Raw genomic sequence first — 15,829 nt, forward strand, 5'->3', positions numbered from 1 at the left:
CAAGAAAGCGGGCGGACGCGCCCTGAAAGACGAAGCATGTACCGTTACGACGAGTTCGACCACGATTTCGTAAAGGCCCGCGTCGCCGAGTTCAGCGACCAGGTGCAGCGCCGGCTAGCCGGCGAGATCACCGAGGACCAGTTCCGGCCGCTCCGGCTGATGAACGGCGTCTATCTGCAGCTGCACGCCTATATGCTGCGCATCGCGGTGCCCTACGGCACGCTGAACAGCAGGCAATTGCGCATGCTCGGTCACATCGCCCGCAAATACGACAAGGGCTACGGCCACTTCACCACGCGCCAGAACATCCAGTTCAACTGGCCGGCGCTGTCCGACATTCCGGCGATCCTTGCTGATCTGGCGAGCGTCGAGATGCACGCCATCCAGACCAGCGGCAACTGCATCCGCAATGTCACCGCGGACCATTTCGCCGGCGCGGCCGCCGACGAGGTTGCCGATCCGCGTCCCTATGCGGAGATCCTGCGCCAGTGGTCGTCGGTGCATCCGGAGTTCTCGTACTTGCCGCGCAAGTTCAAGATCGCGGTGACTGGCGCCGAGCGCGATCGCGCCGCCATCCAGACGCACGACATAGGGCTGCATCTGAAGAAGAACGCGGCCGGCGAGCTGGGCTTTGCGGTCTATGTCGGTGGCGGCCAGGGCCGCACGCCGATGGTCGCTAGGAAGATCCGCGATTTCCTGCCGGAAGCCGAGCTGTTGTCCTACTGCACGGCAATCCTGCGCGTTTACAACCTCTATGGCCGCCGCGACAACAAATTCAAAGCGCGTATCAAGATCCTCGTCCACGAGACCGGCGTCGAGGAGATCACCCGCCAGATCGAGGCCGAATGGCAGGAGTTGAAGGACGCGGAGCTGAAGCTGCCCGAAGCCGACATCCAGGCGATCAATGCCTATTTCGCACCGCCGGCATTGCCGGACCGGCCGGAAGGCGACGCGCCGGTGAAGCAGGCGCGGCTCGATTCCAAGAGTTTTTCGGAGTGGCTCGACCAGAATGTCGTGACGCATCGCCATCCCGACTATGCGGCGGTGACGATCTCGCTCAAGGGCATCGGCGAGGTGCCCGGCGACGCCACCGACAGCCAGATGGAAGCTGTTGCCGACATCGCCGAGAAATACGCCTTCGACGAGCTGCGCGTCAGCCACGAGCAGAACCTGATCCTGCCGCATGTGGCGCGCGCCGACCTCAAGGCCGTCTATGACGCGCTGGTCGAGATCGGCTTGGCAACGGCCAATTCCAACCTGATCAGCGATATCATCTCCTGCCCCGGCCTCGATTATTGCGCGCTGGCCACCGCGCGTTCGATCCCGGTTGCCCAGGAAATCTCCCGCCGCTTCGCCTCGCTGGAGCGGCAGCGCGAGATCGGTGAGCTGAAGCTGAAGATATCCGGCTGCATCAATGCCTGCGGTCACCACCATGTCGGCCATATCGGCATCCTCGGCGTCGAGAAGAAAGGCACCGAGCTCTACCAGGTGACGCTCGGCGGCTCGGCCGACGAGAACACGTCCGTCGGCGAGATCATCGGCCCCGGCTTCTCCTCGGAAGAGGTCACCGACGCCATCGAGCAGATCGTCGAGACCTATCTCGGCCTTCGGCTCAATCCCGACGAACGCTTTATCGACGCCTACCGCCGTGTCGGTCCCGCGCCGTTCAAGGAGGCGCTCTATGCTGGCGAAACCAAGGCCGCTTGACCGGATCGGCGGCGTCGAAGCCGGCGTTGCCGCGGAAGCGGCGGGGCTCGACGCGCTGCTCGGCCACCTGAAGCCGATCGAGATCCTCGAGCGCTCGGCGCGTGAATTCTTCCGCGGCGAGGTTGCCGCCGTGTCGTCCTTCGGCGCCGATTCGGCAGTCCTCCTGCACATGATTGCCGAGATCGACCGCTCGCTGCCGGTGATCTTCCTGGACACCGGCAAGCATTTCGAGGAGACGCTCGGCTACCGTGACGCGCTAGTCGCCGATTTCGGCCTGACCGATGTCAGGGTGATCAAGCCGGACGAAGCGGCGCTCGAACGCGTCGATCCGACCGGCCGGCTGCATGAGACCGATACCGACGCCTGCTGCAACCTGCGCAAGGTCGAGCCACTGGCGCGTGGCGTCGAGCCATTCCGCGCCTGGTTCACCGGGCGCAAGCGCTTCCAGGCTTCGACGCGCGCGGCACTCCCGGTCTTCGAGGCGGTCGGCTCGCGCATCCGCATCAATCCGCTCGCGCATTGGACGACGTCCGACCAGGCCGACTACATGCGCGCGCATGCGCTGCGTGAAAACCCGCTGGTCGCCTATGGCTATCTGTCGATCGGCTGCTTCCCCTGCACGCAGCCGGTACAGCCAGGCGAGGATGCGCGCAGCGGCCGCTGGGCGGGGCACGCCAAGACCGAGTGCGGCATCCATCTGTCGGGGCTGGAGAAGTCGCTGACCGACGCATCACTTTAAGGATAGCAGCTACTGAGGTGAGGCCGGCCTGCAATGGCGGGTTCCTGCGCTTCCGGTGCTCACGCAGTTGAAGTACGCTGCGCTCCGGTACTCGGAAGTCCACCATTTCCGACTCGGGCCGACCTGCACAGCGACATATCCTTGCAATTCTTAGCGCATTAGGAATTTTGATGACTGAGCCGACCAAATCGGAAACCCGCCTCTGGACCCCGAAGGGTTTTTGCGAGGACGAATGGACCCATGCCGAGAGCGCCGAGGCGCTTGCCGGCAATGGACGCTTCATCCTGCCGTTGCAGGCTTTCCTCGGGCTCGATTACGATATCCGCAGGTCAGCCAAGGAGCGCCTCGGCGTGCTCCTGCTCCCCGGCGACGCGCTCGACAAGATCGTCGGCCTGCTCGACCAGCTGTCGCTGGTGGCGCTTGCCTTCCCGGCCTTCAACGACGGCCGCTCCTTCTCCAAGGGCGAATTGCTGCGCACCCGGCATAACTTCAAGGGCGTGGTCCGCGCCACGGGCCAGGTTTTGGTCGACCAGTTGCCGCATATGCTGCGGCTCGGCTTCGACGAGTTCGAAGTCTCCAATCCGGTGCTGTTGAAGCGGCTGGAGGAAGGGCGCACAGGCGGGTTGCCGGTCTATTACCAGCCGGCGGTAGAGCCGGAAGTCAAGGGTCCGAAATATTCCTGGCGGCGCAAACGCCCGGGCTGACGCCGCGAGGCCCTGACCAGCCGAAAGGCGCCCGTCCGATAGCAAGCGAGCCTGCAGCTTTGGTCTGACCAAGAATCTTGTTTTTGACGTCCGGGATGCGGGCGATCTGCTTCCACGGCCTCTTTGCCGCGATCTGGTCAGACCACTTATGCGATTTGCACTTCCCCTTCCGCCCTCTTGCCCTTAGGATAGGATAATTATTTCGCGCTCCGAAATAAACAGGCGGCAAAGGGAGGAATCGGCATGGCAGGCAAGAAGATACTGATGCTCGTTGGTGAGTTCAGCGAGGAATACGAAATCTTCGTCTTTGAGCAGGCAATGCATGCGGTCGGTCACACCGTCCATGTCGTCTGCCCGGACAAGAAGGCCGGCGACGTGCTCAAGACCTCGCTGCACGACTTCGAAGGTCATCAGACCTATACGGAAAAGCTCGGCCACGACTATATCCTCAACAAGACATTCGCCGAGGTGAACCCCGCCGATTACGATGCGGTCTACGCTGCGGGCGGACGCGGGCCGGAATATATTCGCATCGATAAGCGCGTGCAGGCGCTGGTCAGGCATTTCCACGAAACCGGCAAGCCGATCTTCACCATCTGCCACGGCGTTCAAATCCTGATCGCCGTCGACGGCGTGGTGCGCGGCCGGGAGGTCGCGGCGCTACAGTATTGCGAGCCCGAGGTGACGCTCGCCGGGGGCATATATATCGACGTGTCGCCGACCGGCGTGCATGTCGACGGCAATCTGGTTTCGGCAAAGGGATGGCCCGGCCTTGCGGCGTTCATGCGGGAGTGCCTCAAGGTGCTCGGCACCGAGATCCGTCATGGCGAGGCGCTGATGCGCGACGAGCGCAGGGCCGCGTAGTTCCTCAGCGCCTTACGCTATGGAACTAGGGAAAGGGCGGCCTGCGGCTAGTGCTGCCGCTGGCCGTCCGCCTTGTCCGTCTCGGCGCCGTCCAGGCGGTCGAGCAGATCCGTGAACTGCTTTGGCACTTCCTTTTCCAGGCGAAATGCCGGCAGCGTGCGCAGAAGGCGCTTGGTCGCTTCCGTGCCAACCTGTCGCCTGATATCGTCGGCGAGCTTGGCGCGCCTTTCGCCAATGTTGCCCTTCATGGTCCCAAAATCCTGTGTCGGCTTCGAAACTCTCGCAGCCCGGCAATGGTTCCCGCATAGGCTCTCAGTGGCAAGTAAAGCCGTCCGGTACGGTAAAATTTGAATTAATTTGGAACGATCGGGGAAGGACAGTCATCGGTGCTTGCCCCTTGATTTTTGGCCCCTAAACCTCGATATCGGGCGCAAATCCAAACCAATTCGAATGACGGGAAACGGCGATGAGCGACCAGGCAAAAGACGAACGCGCGCCCGAGGAAATCGAAGTCAACCAGGCTTCCGAGGCCCGGGCTTCCGGCGAACGTGCGGAAGGCGGCGTCGACGGCGACTATGAGGCGCTTGTGCGGCTGCTGAAGGAGAACGAGGAACTGAAGGACCGCGCGCTTCGCGTAGCTGCCGAAATGGAGAATCTGCGGCGCCGTACCGCGCGCGACGTACATGATGCGCGCACCTACGCTGTGGCCAATTTCGCGCGCGACATGCTGTCGGTGTCGGACAATTTGCGCCGCGCGCTGGACGCCATTCCGACCGAGGCCAAGGCCTCCGGCGATGCCGGCTTCAAGGCGCTGATCGAGGGCGTCGACCTCACCGAGCGCGCCATGCTGGCGGCGCTGGAGCGGCACGGCGTGAAGAAGCTCGCGCCCGAAGGAGAGAAGTTCGACCCGAACTTCCATCAGGCGATGTTCGAGGTGCCCAACCCCGACGTTCCGGCCGGCACCGTGGTCCAGGTCGTGCAACCCGGCTATTCGATCGGCGAGCGCGTGTTGAGGCCGGCGATGGTCGGCGTCTCCAAGGGTGGCCCAAAGGCCGCCGCGGCCGAAGCGCCGGTGGAGCCGGGTCCGGTGAACGAGCAGGCCGAGAAGGATGCGTGAGGGACGAGAGTAGTTAGCAACCGCCTCCAAAACCTACGGCATGATCGACCGCCCCCGAAGCCTGTCCGATTTCGGGGGACGATCAAAAAGGTCGCCACAATTTATTTGCCGCGCAGCGCTTGCCTTTTCTTCACCCAAGCAGTTCACACCCAAAGCGGCTGACCACATCGGGAAACGTCTCCATGTCCGGCATTCCTACGCCGTCCGGAGGGATGTTTCTGTCGCCAGCGGGCACACTGGTCGCCCTCAAAAGGTCCTCGAAACCGCCGGGCGTAAAGAAGAACAGCATCCGGGCCGGCCCACGCTTGACCCTATAGCGATGCGGTACATCGCGTGGCCCAAACAGGAACGAGCCGGGTCCAGCCATGATCTTCCTGCTCCCGATCTCGAACTCGATCTCGCCTTCCATCACCTGGAATGACTCATCCTCGCGATGATGGACATGCAGCGGCGCCTCGCCTTCGTTCTCGAGCACTTCGACCAGGGTGAACTGGCCCGCCGTTTGGGCCGCTGTCGCCTTGATCACCGCCAGGGAGCCAAGCCACCAGCGCGCCTCCCCTTCCAAGGCGTGACTGCAAAAGGCGCGGGGGGTGCTCGTGCCACCTTCGCCGCCAGCCGCGGCCGCCACGGAGTGGTAGCCGACCTTGATCGACGCGGAATTCACCATCGAGCAATAGTTTTTGATGCCGGGCAGAGTGGACCAGACTTCGCCAGCCGCCTTGGCGCTGTCCATGTCCGCCCATTCGAATATCTCCGTCCAGCCTCCCTCGGATTTGAGTAGGCGACGATTGAGGAAACCATGGAGCTTCCGCACCTCGTCATTCACTTCATCTTTGGTCTGCAGGAACATCTGCTCGGTGAATCCGGGCTTCAATGCAAATTCGGTGACTTCAACGACTTTCGTATCCATGACTTCCTCCTTCGCTATCGAGCGTTGCCCTTTATTTCGCCTCCCGCATTCTGTTCGTTCAAGACGTGCCCGTCCGGCCTTTGCCCTTGAGCCAGCAGAGCGCCATTGCCGTTGCCGTTTCGACGGCCAGATCCACCGTCATGCCGCGTATTCGCATTGCGTTGAACGTCGGAAAGTCGAACAGGAAGCTGATTGCCTGAACGACATCATCGCCGGGGTCAGCCTCCGCCAGCGCCTCTCGCACGAATCCAGCCACCATGTTCCGCAGGTATTCTTCCCATTCCCGGATGGCAGGAAGCTCCCGCTCACGCAGGTCGCTTTCGAGATGCTGTCCGCCACGGGAGTAGAAGGCGAACAGCTCGTTCGCGACCCGGCGTAACCGTTCTTTTGGATTAGTCGCCCCGCCGATTATTTCCTTCACCGCTTCGGGCGACGGAGGACGCAGGCGCTCCATCAGCAATTCGCCGCACGCAGGCACGAGGTCATCCAGGGTAGGAAAATGCTTGTACACGGTGCCAACGGCGACATCGGCTTCCCCGGCGATATCCTTCCAAGTCGTGCCGAAGATGCCGTTCTTGGTGTGCAGCTTGATTGTCGCGTTGAGAATCCGCTGCCTCGTATTGGCGAAGGCGGCAGTCCGGGAACCCATGCTGTAGCGGCGAGGAGACATAGTCGCCCACCTAATAATTTGAATGAACTATTCAATCATTTAATTTACCTAAGGTCAATCCCTTTCGTGGGTGTCGCTCGCTATTCCGCGCTCACTGTTTCATTATTCACCCCCATGAACCCGATCGAGTTGCTCGACTATGCCGGCGTCGCCGTCTTCGCGGCGACCGGCGCGCTTGCCGCGTCGCGCAAAGAGCTCGACATCATCGGCTTCCTGTTTCTGGCAAGCATCACCGGCATCGGCGGCGGAACGCTGCGCGACGTCATCCTCAACCTGCCGGTGTTCTGGGTCGCCAACAGCGGCTATGTGTTGATCTGCGCCGTAATGGCGGTGCTTGTCTTCTTCAGCGCCCATCGCGTCGAATCCCGTTACAAGCTGCTGCTCTGGCTCGATGCGATCGGGCTTGCCGCGTTTGCGGTGATGGGCGCTGCAAAGGGCCTGGCGATCACCGGCTCGCCGGTCGTGTCAGTCATCACCGGGGTGCTCACCGCGACCTTCGGCGGCATATTGCGCGACCTGATCGCGGGCGAGCCTTCCGTGCTGCTAAGGCCCGAAATCTATGTCACGGCGGCGCTTGCCGGTGCAGCGCTCTTCACCTTTGGCGATCTCGTTGGCATGTCGGCCCTGCCATCCAGCCTGCTCGGCTTTGCGGCGGCATTCCTGGTGCGGGGCGGGGCGCTGAAATTCGGCTGGTCGTTCCCGGCCTATAAGAGCCGGCCCGGGCGAAGGCCGGAGGATATTCCTTAGTAGTGAATGGTGAATGGTGAATGGTAAATAGTGAATAGTCGGCAAACGGCAGGGCGTGTGCTCCCAACCATTCACCATTCACCATTCACCAATTGCCTCACGCCGCGAAACGCTGGCCTTCGCCGCCATAGTAGTTGACGTAGCGGGCGCCGATCTCCTTGACCGGCATGACGACGAAAATGTCGACGGTGGAGAATTCGTGGTCGATGACGCAGCCGTCACCGATGCGGGCGCCGACGCGCAGATAGCCTTTGACGAGCGGCGGCATGGCGGCGATCGCGGCCTTGGCATTGACCGCCTCGATCGGCATCAGGTCCATCGAGCAGTAGCGGCCGGCCACCGCCCGGACATCCCAAGCCTGGTCGGTGCGGCAGTGATGGGCGAGATAGGTAAGCGCCTCGGCATGTGCGGCCGGCACAGTGCCGTGGAAGGAGGCGCAACCGGTCATCACGCCGATGCCGTAATGGTTGATATAGGCCCAGATGCCTTGCCAGAGCGCCTCGATGGTGCGCTTGGAGCGGTATTCCGGCAGCACGCAGGAGCGCCCGAGCTCGAGGAAGCGCTGGCCCGGATGGCGCGCCACCAGCTTGGTCAGCTCGAACTCGCCCTCGGAGTAGAAGCCGCCCGCCGCGGTGGCGATCTCCTGCCGCAGCAGGCGATAGGTGCCGACGATGCGGCGGTGCTCCGGGCCGGGAAGCGCGGTGTCGAAAACCAGGAGATGATCGCAGAGCGGGTCGAAACGGTCGGCATCGCGCCGATCCTGCGCCTGGAACAAATCCTTCCTCGCGCCAAGCTCGTCAAAAAATACCCGATAGCGCACTTCCTGGGCGGCGGCGATCTCGGCCCCGTTGCGGGCGAGCCGCACTTCCAGGTTGCCAATGCGGCCCAGCGGTGCGCCGCTTGCGACAGCGTCGGCAGCACGCGCGCCGAGAAGGGCGCTGGGGTTCGGCCGAGTATCGCATTCAGGCATGACTGTATGCACGAGTGATTCTCCTTCGAGCCATCCCTCTTGGCACGGGGATACGGTGTAGGTGCAACAGGATTGTGACAGTACCGTGATACGGCGATCCCGGCAATACTTCGTCGGCTGGGCAATACCCTCAACCGGCTATCCTATGGCTGCGAAAGCCAAGCAATCCAAGGCGTTCGGGAAAGTCTAAAAAATTCGTTACGCCGCAGCCTGGCTCTCAACGGCTTGGACGAGCGCATCAGGGTCGAGAGGCTTGGTGACGAAACCGCTGGCGCCGTGGGCCAGCACTGTATGGCGTGTCTTTTCCTGGCTGTCGGCCGAAAGCACCATGATCGGGATCGGCGGCACCGCAAGCGCTTCCTCATGGCGGCGGATGGCAGCGATCGCGTCCAGCCCGTCCATCACCGGCATGTGCAGGTCCATCAGCACGACGTCGAAACGATGCTTTAGGCCGGCGTCGGTGACGGCTTCGACCGCGGCCTTGCCGTTGCCGACGATCTTGACGCGATGTCCCGCCTTGAGCAGCGTGGCGCGGGCAAGCATCGCGTTGATGTCATTGTCCTCGGCGATCAGCACGGACAGGCCCTGGTCGCGGCGGCGGACGGACGCGGCGCCGCGCGGTTCCGGTCGCGGCTCGGCGGGCGCCGGCACATGGCTGGTCAACAGCACGCGCAGCAGCGTTTCGCCGCGCACCGGCCGGGCGAGGAACGTCGCGTAGCCGTTGGCGCGGAATTCGCCAAGCATGCCGCGATCGGCGGGTGCAATCAGGGTGATGGCCTGGCAGTCGACAAAACCGCTCTGACGCAGCCGCTTGAGCAGGCGGCCGTCGCTGTTCTCGAGCGCGGCATCGACCAGAAGCACGTTGCAGCCGGCGGCGAAGCCAACGGCCTGGTCCGGCGTGGCCGCGATCTCGACGGCACCGCCATGCGCGCGGACGGTGCGAGCGATGGCATCGGCCTCGACCGCATTCTTGGACACGATCACCGCGCGCCGGTCCGAGAGGATGTCCCGGCGATATTGCGGCGGTTGGGTTGCCGCGGTCGCCGGAATGTCGAAGACGAATTCGGATCCCTCGCCGAGCCGGCTCGAAACCGAGATCGTGCCGCCCATGGCGATCACCAGGCGCTTGGAGATGGCAAGGCCGAGACCGGCGCCGCCGTGCACCCTGGTCGAAGTACCGTCGGATTGCTCGAATTCCTCGAAGATGCGCTCCATATCCTCTTCGCGCAGCCCCGGACCGGTGTCGGCGATGGTGAAGCGGATGCGGTCGGTGCCCTCGGTGCTGGCGCGCGCGACGATAAGCAGCACGCCGCCTGCGTCGGTGAACTTGACGGCATTGCCGATGAGATTGAGCAGCACCTGGCGCACGCGTCCGGGGTCGGCGGTGATCATCTGCGGCACGTCGGGCTCGACGTGACAGCCGAGGCCGATGTTCTTGGAGAAGGCCTTCGCCGCCAGCAGCTCGATGATGTTGTCGGCGATCTCGCGCAGCGACGTCGGCTGCGGCTCGGGATCGAAGCGGCCGGCCTCGATCTTGGAATAGTCGAGCAGGTCCTCGATCAGCGCCAGCAGCGAGCTTGCGGAAGTCGAGACTGCACCGACATAGGTACGCTGCTCGGGCGACAGGTCGGTGTCGGCAAGCAGCTTCGCCATGCCCATGATGCCATTCATCGGGGTGCGGATCTCGTGGCTGACGGTGGCAAGGAAGCGCGACTTGGCCTGGCTGGCGTATTCGGCCCGCTCGCGGGCGGTGATCAGCGATGATTCAGCGCGCTTGCGGGCGGTGATGTCACGGGCGATCGCCCGGTGCGAAACAGCACCGCTGTCTCTGTCGCGCACCGAGAGCTCGATCCAGGAGAACCAGCGCGGCCCGTTCGGTGTGCGGATGGCGACATCGGTAGAGCTCAGGCACTCATGATCCGAAAAGGCGGCCTCGGGGACGACGCCGACGTCGATGCCGAGCTCGGAAAGCGTCTTGCCGGCGAGGTCGCGCTGATCGATGTCGACGAGCGAGGCGAACACCTTGTTGGCGTAGACGATGTGGCCGTCGCGGTCGCGATGGACGACGAGGTCGCCGAGCGCATCGATCAGACCGCGAAAACGCTCCTCGCTCTCCTGCATCTCCCACATGCGGTCGGCGAGGGTCTCGATCTCGGCGCGGCTGCGGGCGGCCGTCTCGTCGAGAAGTGCGGCGGTGCGGCGCTCAGTACGCTGGTTGCGCAGATGCATCATCAGGCCGCCCAGGCCGGTCGCCAGGAGGCCGATGGTGATGAAGATCGGCGCTCCGGTGAGATGCGCCAGCCCGGCCAGGACGACCATGGCGACGATCGTCAGGAACGGCAGACCTTCATGACTTTCCGCTTGCAATGCGGGGACCAGCGGCGGCGCGACAAGCACCTGCCGCTTCGGCGCGTCAGGACCCAGTCCGCCGTCGCCTGCGGCTTTGCTGTCCTGTCTGAAGTCGGAGTCCGCGAGCATGCGGAAAACCTTGCCAGACAGAGATTATGGAAGATTGCGGCGGATCGTTCGAATTTTAGTCTTCCATGCCGATATCCGGCAGTTTTGCCTGGTTTTGGGCAACTTCGGACGGGATATCGCCGGACGCTATTCGTGGGTACTACAGATCGACGACCACGCGGCCTCTGATCTTGCCCTCGACGATGTCGCGCGCGGCGCCGATGATGCCGTCGAAGCCGATCGAGCGCGACAGGATCGACAGTTTCTTGAGGTCGAGGTCGGCGCCGATGCGGCGCCACGCCTCGAGGCGCACCGCTTTCGGCGCCATGACGGAATCGATGCCGAGCAGCGAGACCCCGCGCAGGATGAAGGGGGCGACGCTCGTCGGAAGGTCCATGCCGCCGGCCAGGCCGCACGCGGCGATCGCGCCGCCATAGGACGTCATCGACAGCACGTTGGCCAGCGTATGGGTGCCGACCGAGTCGACGCCGCCGGCCCAGCGTTCCTTGGCCAGCGGCTTGGCCGGCTGGCTGAGCTCGTCGCGCGAGATCACCTCGGCCGCGCCCAGGTCGATCAGATAGGGGCTTTCGGCATTGCGCCCGGTCGAGGCGATCACATGGTAGCCGAGGGTGGAGAGGATCGAAATGGCGACCGAGCCGACGCCGCCGGCGGCCCCCGTCACCACCACCGGCCCGCGATCCGGCACGATGCCATGCCGCTCCAGCGCCATGACGGCGAGCATTGCCGTATAGCCGGCGGTGCCGACGGCCATCGCATCATGCGGGCTCATGCCGTCGGGCAGCGGCACCAGCCAGTCGCCCCTGACGCGGGCGCGGGCGGCATAGGCGCCGTAATGCGTCTCGCCGACGCCCCAGCCATTGAGGATGACCTTGTCGCCCTTGCGCCAGTCAGCGTGCGAAGATTCGATGACAGTGCCGGCGAAATCGATGCCGGGCACCAGCGGCCAGCGGCGCACGACCGGGGCCTTGCCGGTGATGGCCAGACCATCCTTGTAATTCACCGTCGTCGCCTCGACGGCGACGGTGACATCGCCTTCCATCAGGTCAGCTTCGGTGAGGTCGACGATCTCGACCGACTGCTTCTTCTCGGCGTCGCGCGAAACGAGGATGGCTTTGAAGGTATCGGACACTTTGGTCTCCTCGTTTTTTGTTTGAAACGACTTTGCGGCGGTGGCCGCGCTAGGTCAATTGCCTGGATCCTGGGACCTGGTTTCCCGCCGCCAGCCGATCAGCTCGTCGAAGACGACCAGCGCCGCGCCGACGGAAATGAAGGCGTCGGCAAAGTTGAACACCGCAAAGGACCAGACTGGCGTGTGGAAAAGAATATAGTCGATCACGTGGCCGTAGACCGCGCGGTCGATCAGATTGCCGAGCGCGCCGCCGACGATCAGGGCGAAGCCGATCCGGGCAAGGACGTGACCGGCGGGCGTGCGCACCGCCAGATAGAGCACGAAGGCGACGACGAGCGCGGCGATGACCACCAGACCGGTGTCGCCGAGGGAGGCGAACATCGAGAAGGCGATGCCGGTGTTGTAGGTGCGAAACAGCGCCAGGAAAGGCAGCAGATCGACCTTTTCCTGGAAGGCGAGACCGTTTTCCACCAGCTGTTTTATCCACTGGTCGAGTGCGATTGCGAGCACGACCAGCAGGGCGTAAGGGGACCAGGACTTCACGATTTCCTCATCGCGTGTCGGCAGCGGGGTCGAGCTTCAACGCGCCACGCCGGATCTCGAACAGCATGACGCCGGTAGCAACCGCCAGATTGAGAGAATCGGCGCGCCCGGCCTGCGGGATCCTGAGCAGCCGGTCGCAACTATCCGCGAGGCTGTCGGGCAGGCCCTGCTGCTCATTGCCCATCAAGAGCAGCACCGGGCCTCTCGAAAAGTCGACCGAACGGAAATCGACGGCGCCCTTCAGATGCGTTCCGGCGACGAGGCCCGGAAAGTCGCGCCGCCAGGCCAGAAAAGCCTGCTCCGTCGCCTTCGCGACCGGCACGGCAAAGATCGAGCCCATGGTGGCGCGCACCGTTTCCAGCGAAAACGGATCGGTAGTGTCGCCAACGAGGATGACGCCCTTGGCGCCGACGGCGTCGACGGTGCGGATGACCGTGCCGAGATTGCCGGGATCGCGAACGCGGTCGAGCGCGACCCAGACGTCGCCGTCCGTGGCGCGGATATCCTTCAGCGGCAGCGTCTGCTGGACGAAGACGCCGACGACCATTTGCGGGTTTTCCCGGCGGGTGATTGCCGCCAGCACCTTTTCCGAGACTTCGAGCACGGTGCCGCCGGCGGCGACCGTGCGCGCCGCGACCTTTTCTATCGCCGCGTTGCCGCGCCCGGCCTTGGCGAAGACGAGCGTCCTGATCGACCAGCCGAGGTCGAGCGCGTCGATGACCAGCTTCAGGCCTTCCGCCATGAAGGCGTTCTGCTGGTCGCGGAACTTCTTCAGGGCCAGCGCCTTGATGTCCTTGACCAGCGGATTGGCGAGGCTGGTGACTTCCTTGACCTGCCCAACGGGCCGGGCTCCATCATGCGGGACCATTCAAGCCACCCAGCGCGAGAACAGCGAGGTCGATAGCGCGCGGCCGGCGGATTTCTCGCGGATGATCAGCTCGCCGGATTCGACCGTGCCGCCCATGCCGGCGAAGGCGTCCCGCATCAAGGCATGGATGGCGAAGAAGGAGGCGCGGATCGAATAGGCGGTCAGCACCACGGCGATCGGCTTCGGCGTCAGGATCGAGCGGCAGAGATCGGTGAGGCCCGGCAGATCCTCGAACAATTGCCAGACTTCGCCCTTGGGACCGCGGCCATAGGCGGGCGGGTCGAAGAGCACGATGTCATAGTGGCTGCCACGGCGCTCCTCACGCTCGGCGAACTTGACCGCGTCCTCGACGATCCAGCGGATCGGCTTATCGGAAAGGCCGGCTCTCTCCTGGTTCTCGCGCGCCCATCCGATCGCCTTCTTCGAGGCGTCGACATGAGTGACCTCGGCGCCGGCGCGCGCCGCCACCAGCGAGGCAAGGCCGGTATAGCCGAAGAGGTTCAGCACCTTGACCGGTCGCTTTGCCGCGGCGATCAGCCCGGCCATGTGGTCCCAATGCGAGGCTTGTTCGGGAAAGACGCCGACATGGCGGAATGAGGTGAAGCGGCCGAGATAGTCGATGCCGTCATGCTTCATCGGCCACGTCTCGCCGAGCGGCGTTTTTGGAAAACGCCAGCGGCCGATGCCTTCCTCGTCGGTGTCGCCGGTGAAGATGGCGTCGGCGCGCTGCCATTCCTTGGCGGGAAGCGCGCGCTGCCAGATCGCCTGGCCTTCGGGGCGCACGATGCGGTAGGGCCCATACTGCTCTAGTTTTTCGCCGGCGCCGCTGTCCAGCAGAGCATAGTCGGCATTGGGCGCGACTTCGAGGATCAGCGGCAGGCGCTCGGCGGGCAACGGGCCTTCGCGGCGTGCAAGAGGACGCTGCGCTGATTTTGTTTCCTGACGAGGGTGCGGCTCCGACCTCTCCGCCGAAGCCGCCTCCCGCAGCCGCGACCGGCTGGGGGGATTCGCCGGCTGGCGCGGACGGTTGTCGCGGTTTCGGTCGCGAAAGGACTTCAAGAACAATCTCCGGAACGGCACGCCGCTTTTGGCATAGGCCCTTCGGCTTCGCAACCGGATGGTCCGGCGCTGTTCTATCGCGATGCGATGGACCTCGCCCGAAGAAACGGGCAAATCTCCGGTCATGTCCCGTTCCGAACGCCTGCTCGACCTGATCCAGATTCTGCGCCGCCACCGCCGGCCGGTCTGCGGCCGCACGCTTGCGGATGAAATGGGCGTGTCGATCCGTACGCTCTATCGCGACATCGCGACGCTGCAGGGGCAGGGCGCGCCAATCGAAGGCGAGGCGGGGCTGGGCTATGTGCTGAAGCCCGGCTTCATGCTGCCGCCGCTAATGTTCACCGACGAGGAGATCGAGGCGATCGTGCTCGGCTCGCGCTGGGTGGCGAAACAGCCGGACAAGCGGCTGGCCGCGGCGGCGACGGATGCGCTGTCCAAGATCGCGGCGGTGCTGCCGGACGATCTGCGCGAGGATCTCGACGCCACGACGCTGCTGGTCGGGCCGAGTTCAGCGAGCGGCGAGGCGATCGATCTCGGCATCGTCAGGCAGGCGATCCGCAGCGAGCGCAAGCTCGGCTTCCTCTACCGCGACGCTGGCGGCGCCGCGTCTGAGCGCATGGTCTGGCCGTTCGCGCTCGGCTTCTTCGACAAGGTGCGGGTGATGGTGGCGTGGTGCGAATTGCGCCAGGATTTCCGGCATTTCCGCGCCGACCGCATGTCCGCTCTCACAGCCACCGAGATCCGCTATCCGCGCCGCCGCCAGGCGATGCTCAAGGAATGGCGAGCGACGCTCGATGGATCGGCGCGGAAGACGGCGCAGGAGTCTGCTGACTGATTTCTGCTGCCAGAATCTGACAGTGGGATGGTCTAGCTTGGCCAAGGTTCAGACACCTTGGAGACCGACATGACCACGCCCAATTTCGTCATCCTCTATGTCGACAGCCCCGAGAAGAGCGGCGCGTTCTACGCCTCGCTGCTCGGGCGCCAGCCGGTCGAGGCCTCGCCCACCTTCGCCATGTTCGTCCTCGACAACGGCTTCAGGCTCGGCTTGTGGTCGCGCCACACGGTTGAACCGGCGGCCGCCGCCGCGGGCGGAGGCGGCGAGCTCGTGCTTGCGGTGGAGAATTCGGCCGCGGTCGACGCCACGCATGCGGACTGGGCGGGACGCGGGCTGAAAATACCGCAGGCGCCGGTCGATCTCGACTTCGGCCGCACCTTCGTCGCGCTCGATCCCGATGGTCATCGGCTGCGTGTCTACTGGCCGAACGAGGCAGGACAGTAGGGCAATAGGCAATAGGCAATAGGCAATAGGGTGTGTGCTTCG

The 15,829-nt window shown here is 64.1% G+C and carries 17 protein-coding genes; 8 read left to right on the forward strand and 9 right to left on the reverse strand.

The annotated features are described in order from the left end of the window. Positions 1 to 36 precede the first annotated feature (36 nt). The 4 genes from CK220_RS22215 to CK220_RS22230 all read left to right on the forward strand — a co-directional run bounded on the left by CK220_RS22215 (position 37) and on the right by CK220_RS22230 (position 4,014). Positions 37 to 1,707 (forward strand): nitrite/sulfite reductase, encoded by a 1,671-nt coding sequence (locus CK220_RS22215; RefSeq protein ID WP_095813585.1) that lies wholly within the window; start codon positions 37 to 39, stop codon positions 1,705 to 1,707. Then, positions 1,682 to 2,446, forward strand: a complete 765-nt coding sequence (locus tag CK220_RS22220) for a phosphoadenylyl-sulfate reductase (protein ID WP_095813586.1) — start codon at positions 1,682 to 1,684, stop codon at positions 2,444 to 2,446. The genes CK220_RS22215 and CK220_RS22220 overlap by 26 nt, the downstream gene beginning before the upstream one ends. A 170-nt stretch (positions 2,447 to 2,616) precedes the next feature. Next, positions 2,617 to 3,150, forward strand: a complete 534-nt coding sequence (locus CK220_RS22225) for a DUF934 domain-containing protein (RefSeq protein ID WP_095813587.1) — start codon at positions 2,617 to 2,619, stop codon at positions 3,148 to 3,150. A 243-nt stretch (positions 3,151 to 3,393) separates the two neighbouring features. After that, on the forward strand, positions 3,394 to 4,014 hold the full coding sequence (locus CK220_RS22230; RefSeq protein WP_095813588.1) for a DJ-1/PfpI family protein: 621 nt from the start codon (positions 3,394 to 3,396) through the stop codon (positions 4,012 to 4,014). A gap of 47 nt (positions 4,015 to 4,061) precedes the next feature. Here the strand turns inward: CK220_RS22230 and CK220_RS22235 are convergent, their stop codons facing one another. Beyond that, positions 4,062 to 4,262: a hypothetical protein gene (locus CK220_RS22235; RefSeq protein ID WP_067318902.1), complete on the reverse strand. Its 201-nt coding sequence runs from the start codon at positions 4,260 to 4,262 to the stop codon at positions 4,062 to 4,064. A gap of 218 nt (positions 4,263 to 4,480) precedes the next feature. Here CK220_RS22235 and grpE point away from each other — a divergent pair, with 218 nt between their 5' ends. Beyond that, on the forward strand, positions 4,481 to 5,131 hold the full coding sequence (gene grpE, locus CK220_RS22240; RefSeq protein ID WP_095813589.1) for a nucleotide exchange factor GrpE: 651 nt from the start codon (positions 4,481 to 4,483) through the stop codon (positions 5,129 to 5,131). 130 nt (positions 5,132 to 5,261) lie between these two features. On the opposite strand, the gene CK220_RS22245 is transcribed toward grpE, so the two are convergent. Continuing rightward, positions 5,262 to 6,041, reverse strand: a complete 780-nt coding sequence (locus tag CK220_RS22245) for a quercetin 2,3-dioxygenase (RefSeq protein ID WP_210201441.1) — start codon at positions 6,039 to 6,041, stop codon at positions 5,262 to 5,264. A gap of 58 nt (positions 6,042 to 6,099) precedes the next feature. Further along, positions 6,100 to 6,711, reverse strand: a complete 612-nt coding sequence (locus CK220_RS22250; protein ID WP_095813590.1) for a TetR/AcrR family transcriptional regulator — start codon at positions 6,709 to 6,711, stop codon at positions 6,100 to 6,102. Positions 6,712 to 6,825: 114 nt separating this feature from the next. Between CK220_RS22250 and CK220_RS22255 the strand changes: the two genes are divergently transcribed. Beyond that, positions 6,826 to 7,458: a trimeric intracellular cation channel family protein gene (locus CK220_RS22255; RefSeq protein WP_095778725.1), complete on the forward strand. Its 633-nt coding sequence runs from the start codon at positions 6,826 to 6,828 to the stop codon at positions 7,456 to 7,458. A gap of 97 nt (positions 7,459 to 7,555) precedes the next feature. Here CK220_RS22255 and CK220_RS22260 read toward each other — a convergent pair whose 3' ends face one another. The 6 genes from CK220_RS22260 to CK220_RS22285 all read right to left on the reverse strand — a co-directional run bounded on the left by CK220_RS22260 (position 7,556) and on the right by CK220_RS22285 (position 14,505). Then, the gene (locus CK220_RS22260; RefSeq protein WP_095813591.1) at positions 7,556 to 8,440 is read right to left on the reverse strand and encodes a GNAT family N-acetyltransferase; all 885 of its coding nucleotides are present in this window, start codon (positions 8,438 to 8,440) and stop codon (positions 7,556 to 7,558) included. A 186-nt stretch (positions 8,441 to 8,626) separates the two neighbouring features. After that, a complete protein-coding gene (locus tag CK220_RS22265) occupies positions 8,627 to 10,906 on the reverse strand; it encodes a PAS domain-containing hybrid sensor histidine kinase/response regulator (protein WP_095813592.1) in 2,280 nt (759 codons plus the stop codon). 139 nt (positions 10,907 to 11,045) lie between these two features. Further along, complete coding sequence (locus CK220_RS22270; protein ID WP_095813593.1) at positions 11,046 to 12,035, reverse strand: MDR family oxidoreductase; 990 nt, start codon at positions 12,033 to 12,035, stop codon at positions 11,046 to 11,048. A 54-nt stretch (positions 12,036 to 12,089) separates the two neighbouring features. Next, positions 12,090 to 12,578, reverse strand: coding sequence for a signal peptidase II (gene lspA / locus CK220_RS22275; protein WP_095813594.1), 489 nt, complete (start codon positions 12,576 to 12,578; stop codon positions 12,090 to 12,092). A 7-nt stretch (positions 12,579 to 12,585) separates the two neighbouring features. Next, positions 12,586 to 13,446: an RNA methyltransferase gene (locus CK220_RS22280; RefSeq protein ID WP_095813595.1), complete on the reverse strand. Its 861-nt coding sequence runs from the start codon at positions 13,444 to 13,446 to the stop codon at positions 12,586 to 12,588. Further along, positions 13,447 to 14,505 carry a class I SAM-dependent rRNA methyltransferase gene (locus tag CK220_RS22285; RefSeq protein WP_095813639.1) on the reverse strand — a complete coding sequence of 353 codons (1,059 nt, stop codon included), beginning with the start codon at positions 14,503 to 14,505 and terminating at the stop codon, positions 13,447 to 13,449. A 124-nt stretch (positions 14,506 to 14,629) separates the two neighbouring features. Between CK220_RS22285 and CK220_RS22290 the strand changes: the two genes are divergently transcribed. Both CK220_RS22290 and CK220_RS22295 read left to right on the forward strand, forming a co-directional pair. After that, positions 14,630 to 15,340 (forward strand): YafY family protein, encoded by a 711-nt coding sequence (locus CK220_RS22290; protein WP_095813596.1) that lies wholly within the window; start codon positions 14,630 to 14,632, stop codon positions 15,338 to 15,340. A gap of 69 nt (positions 15,341 to 15,409) precedes the next feature. Continuing rightward, the gene (locus CK220_RS22295) at positions 15,410 to 15,787 is read left to right on the forward strand and encodes a VOC family protein (RefSeq protein ID WP_095813640.1); all 378 of its coding nucleotides are present in this window, start codon (positions 15,410 to 15,412) and stop codon (positions 15,785 to 15,787) included. Positions 15,788 to 15,829 lie beyond the last annotated feature (42 nt).

This window comes from Mesorhizobium sp. WSM3860 (genome assembly GCF_002294995.1).
GTDB lineage: Bacteria > Pseudomonadota > Alphaproteobacteria > Rhizobiales > Rhizobiaceae > Mesorhizobium.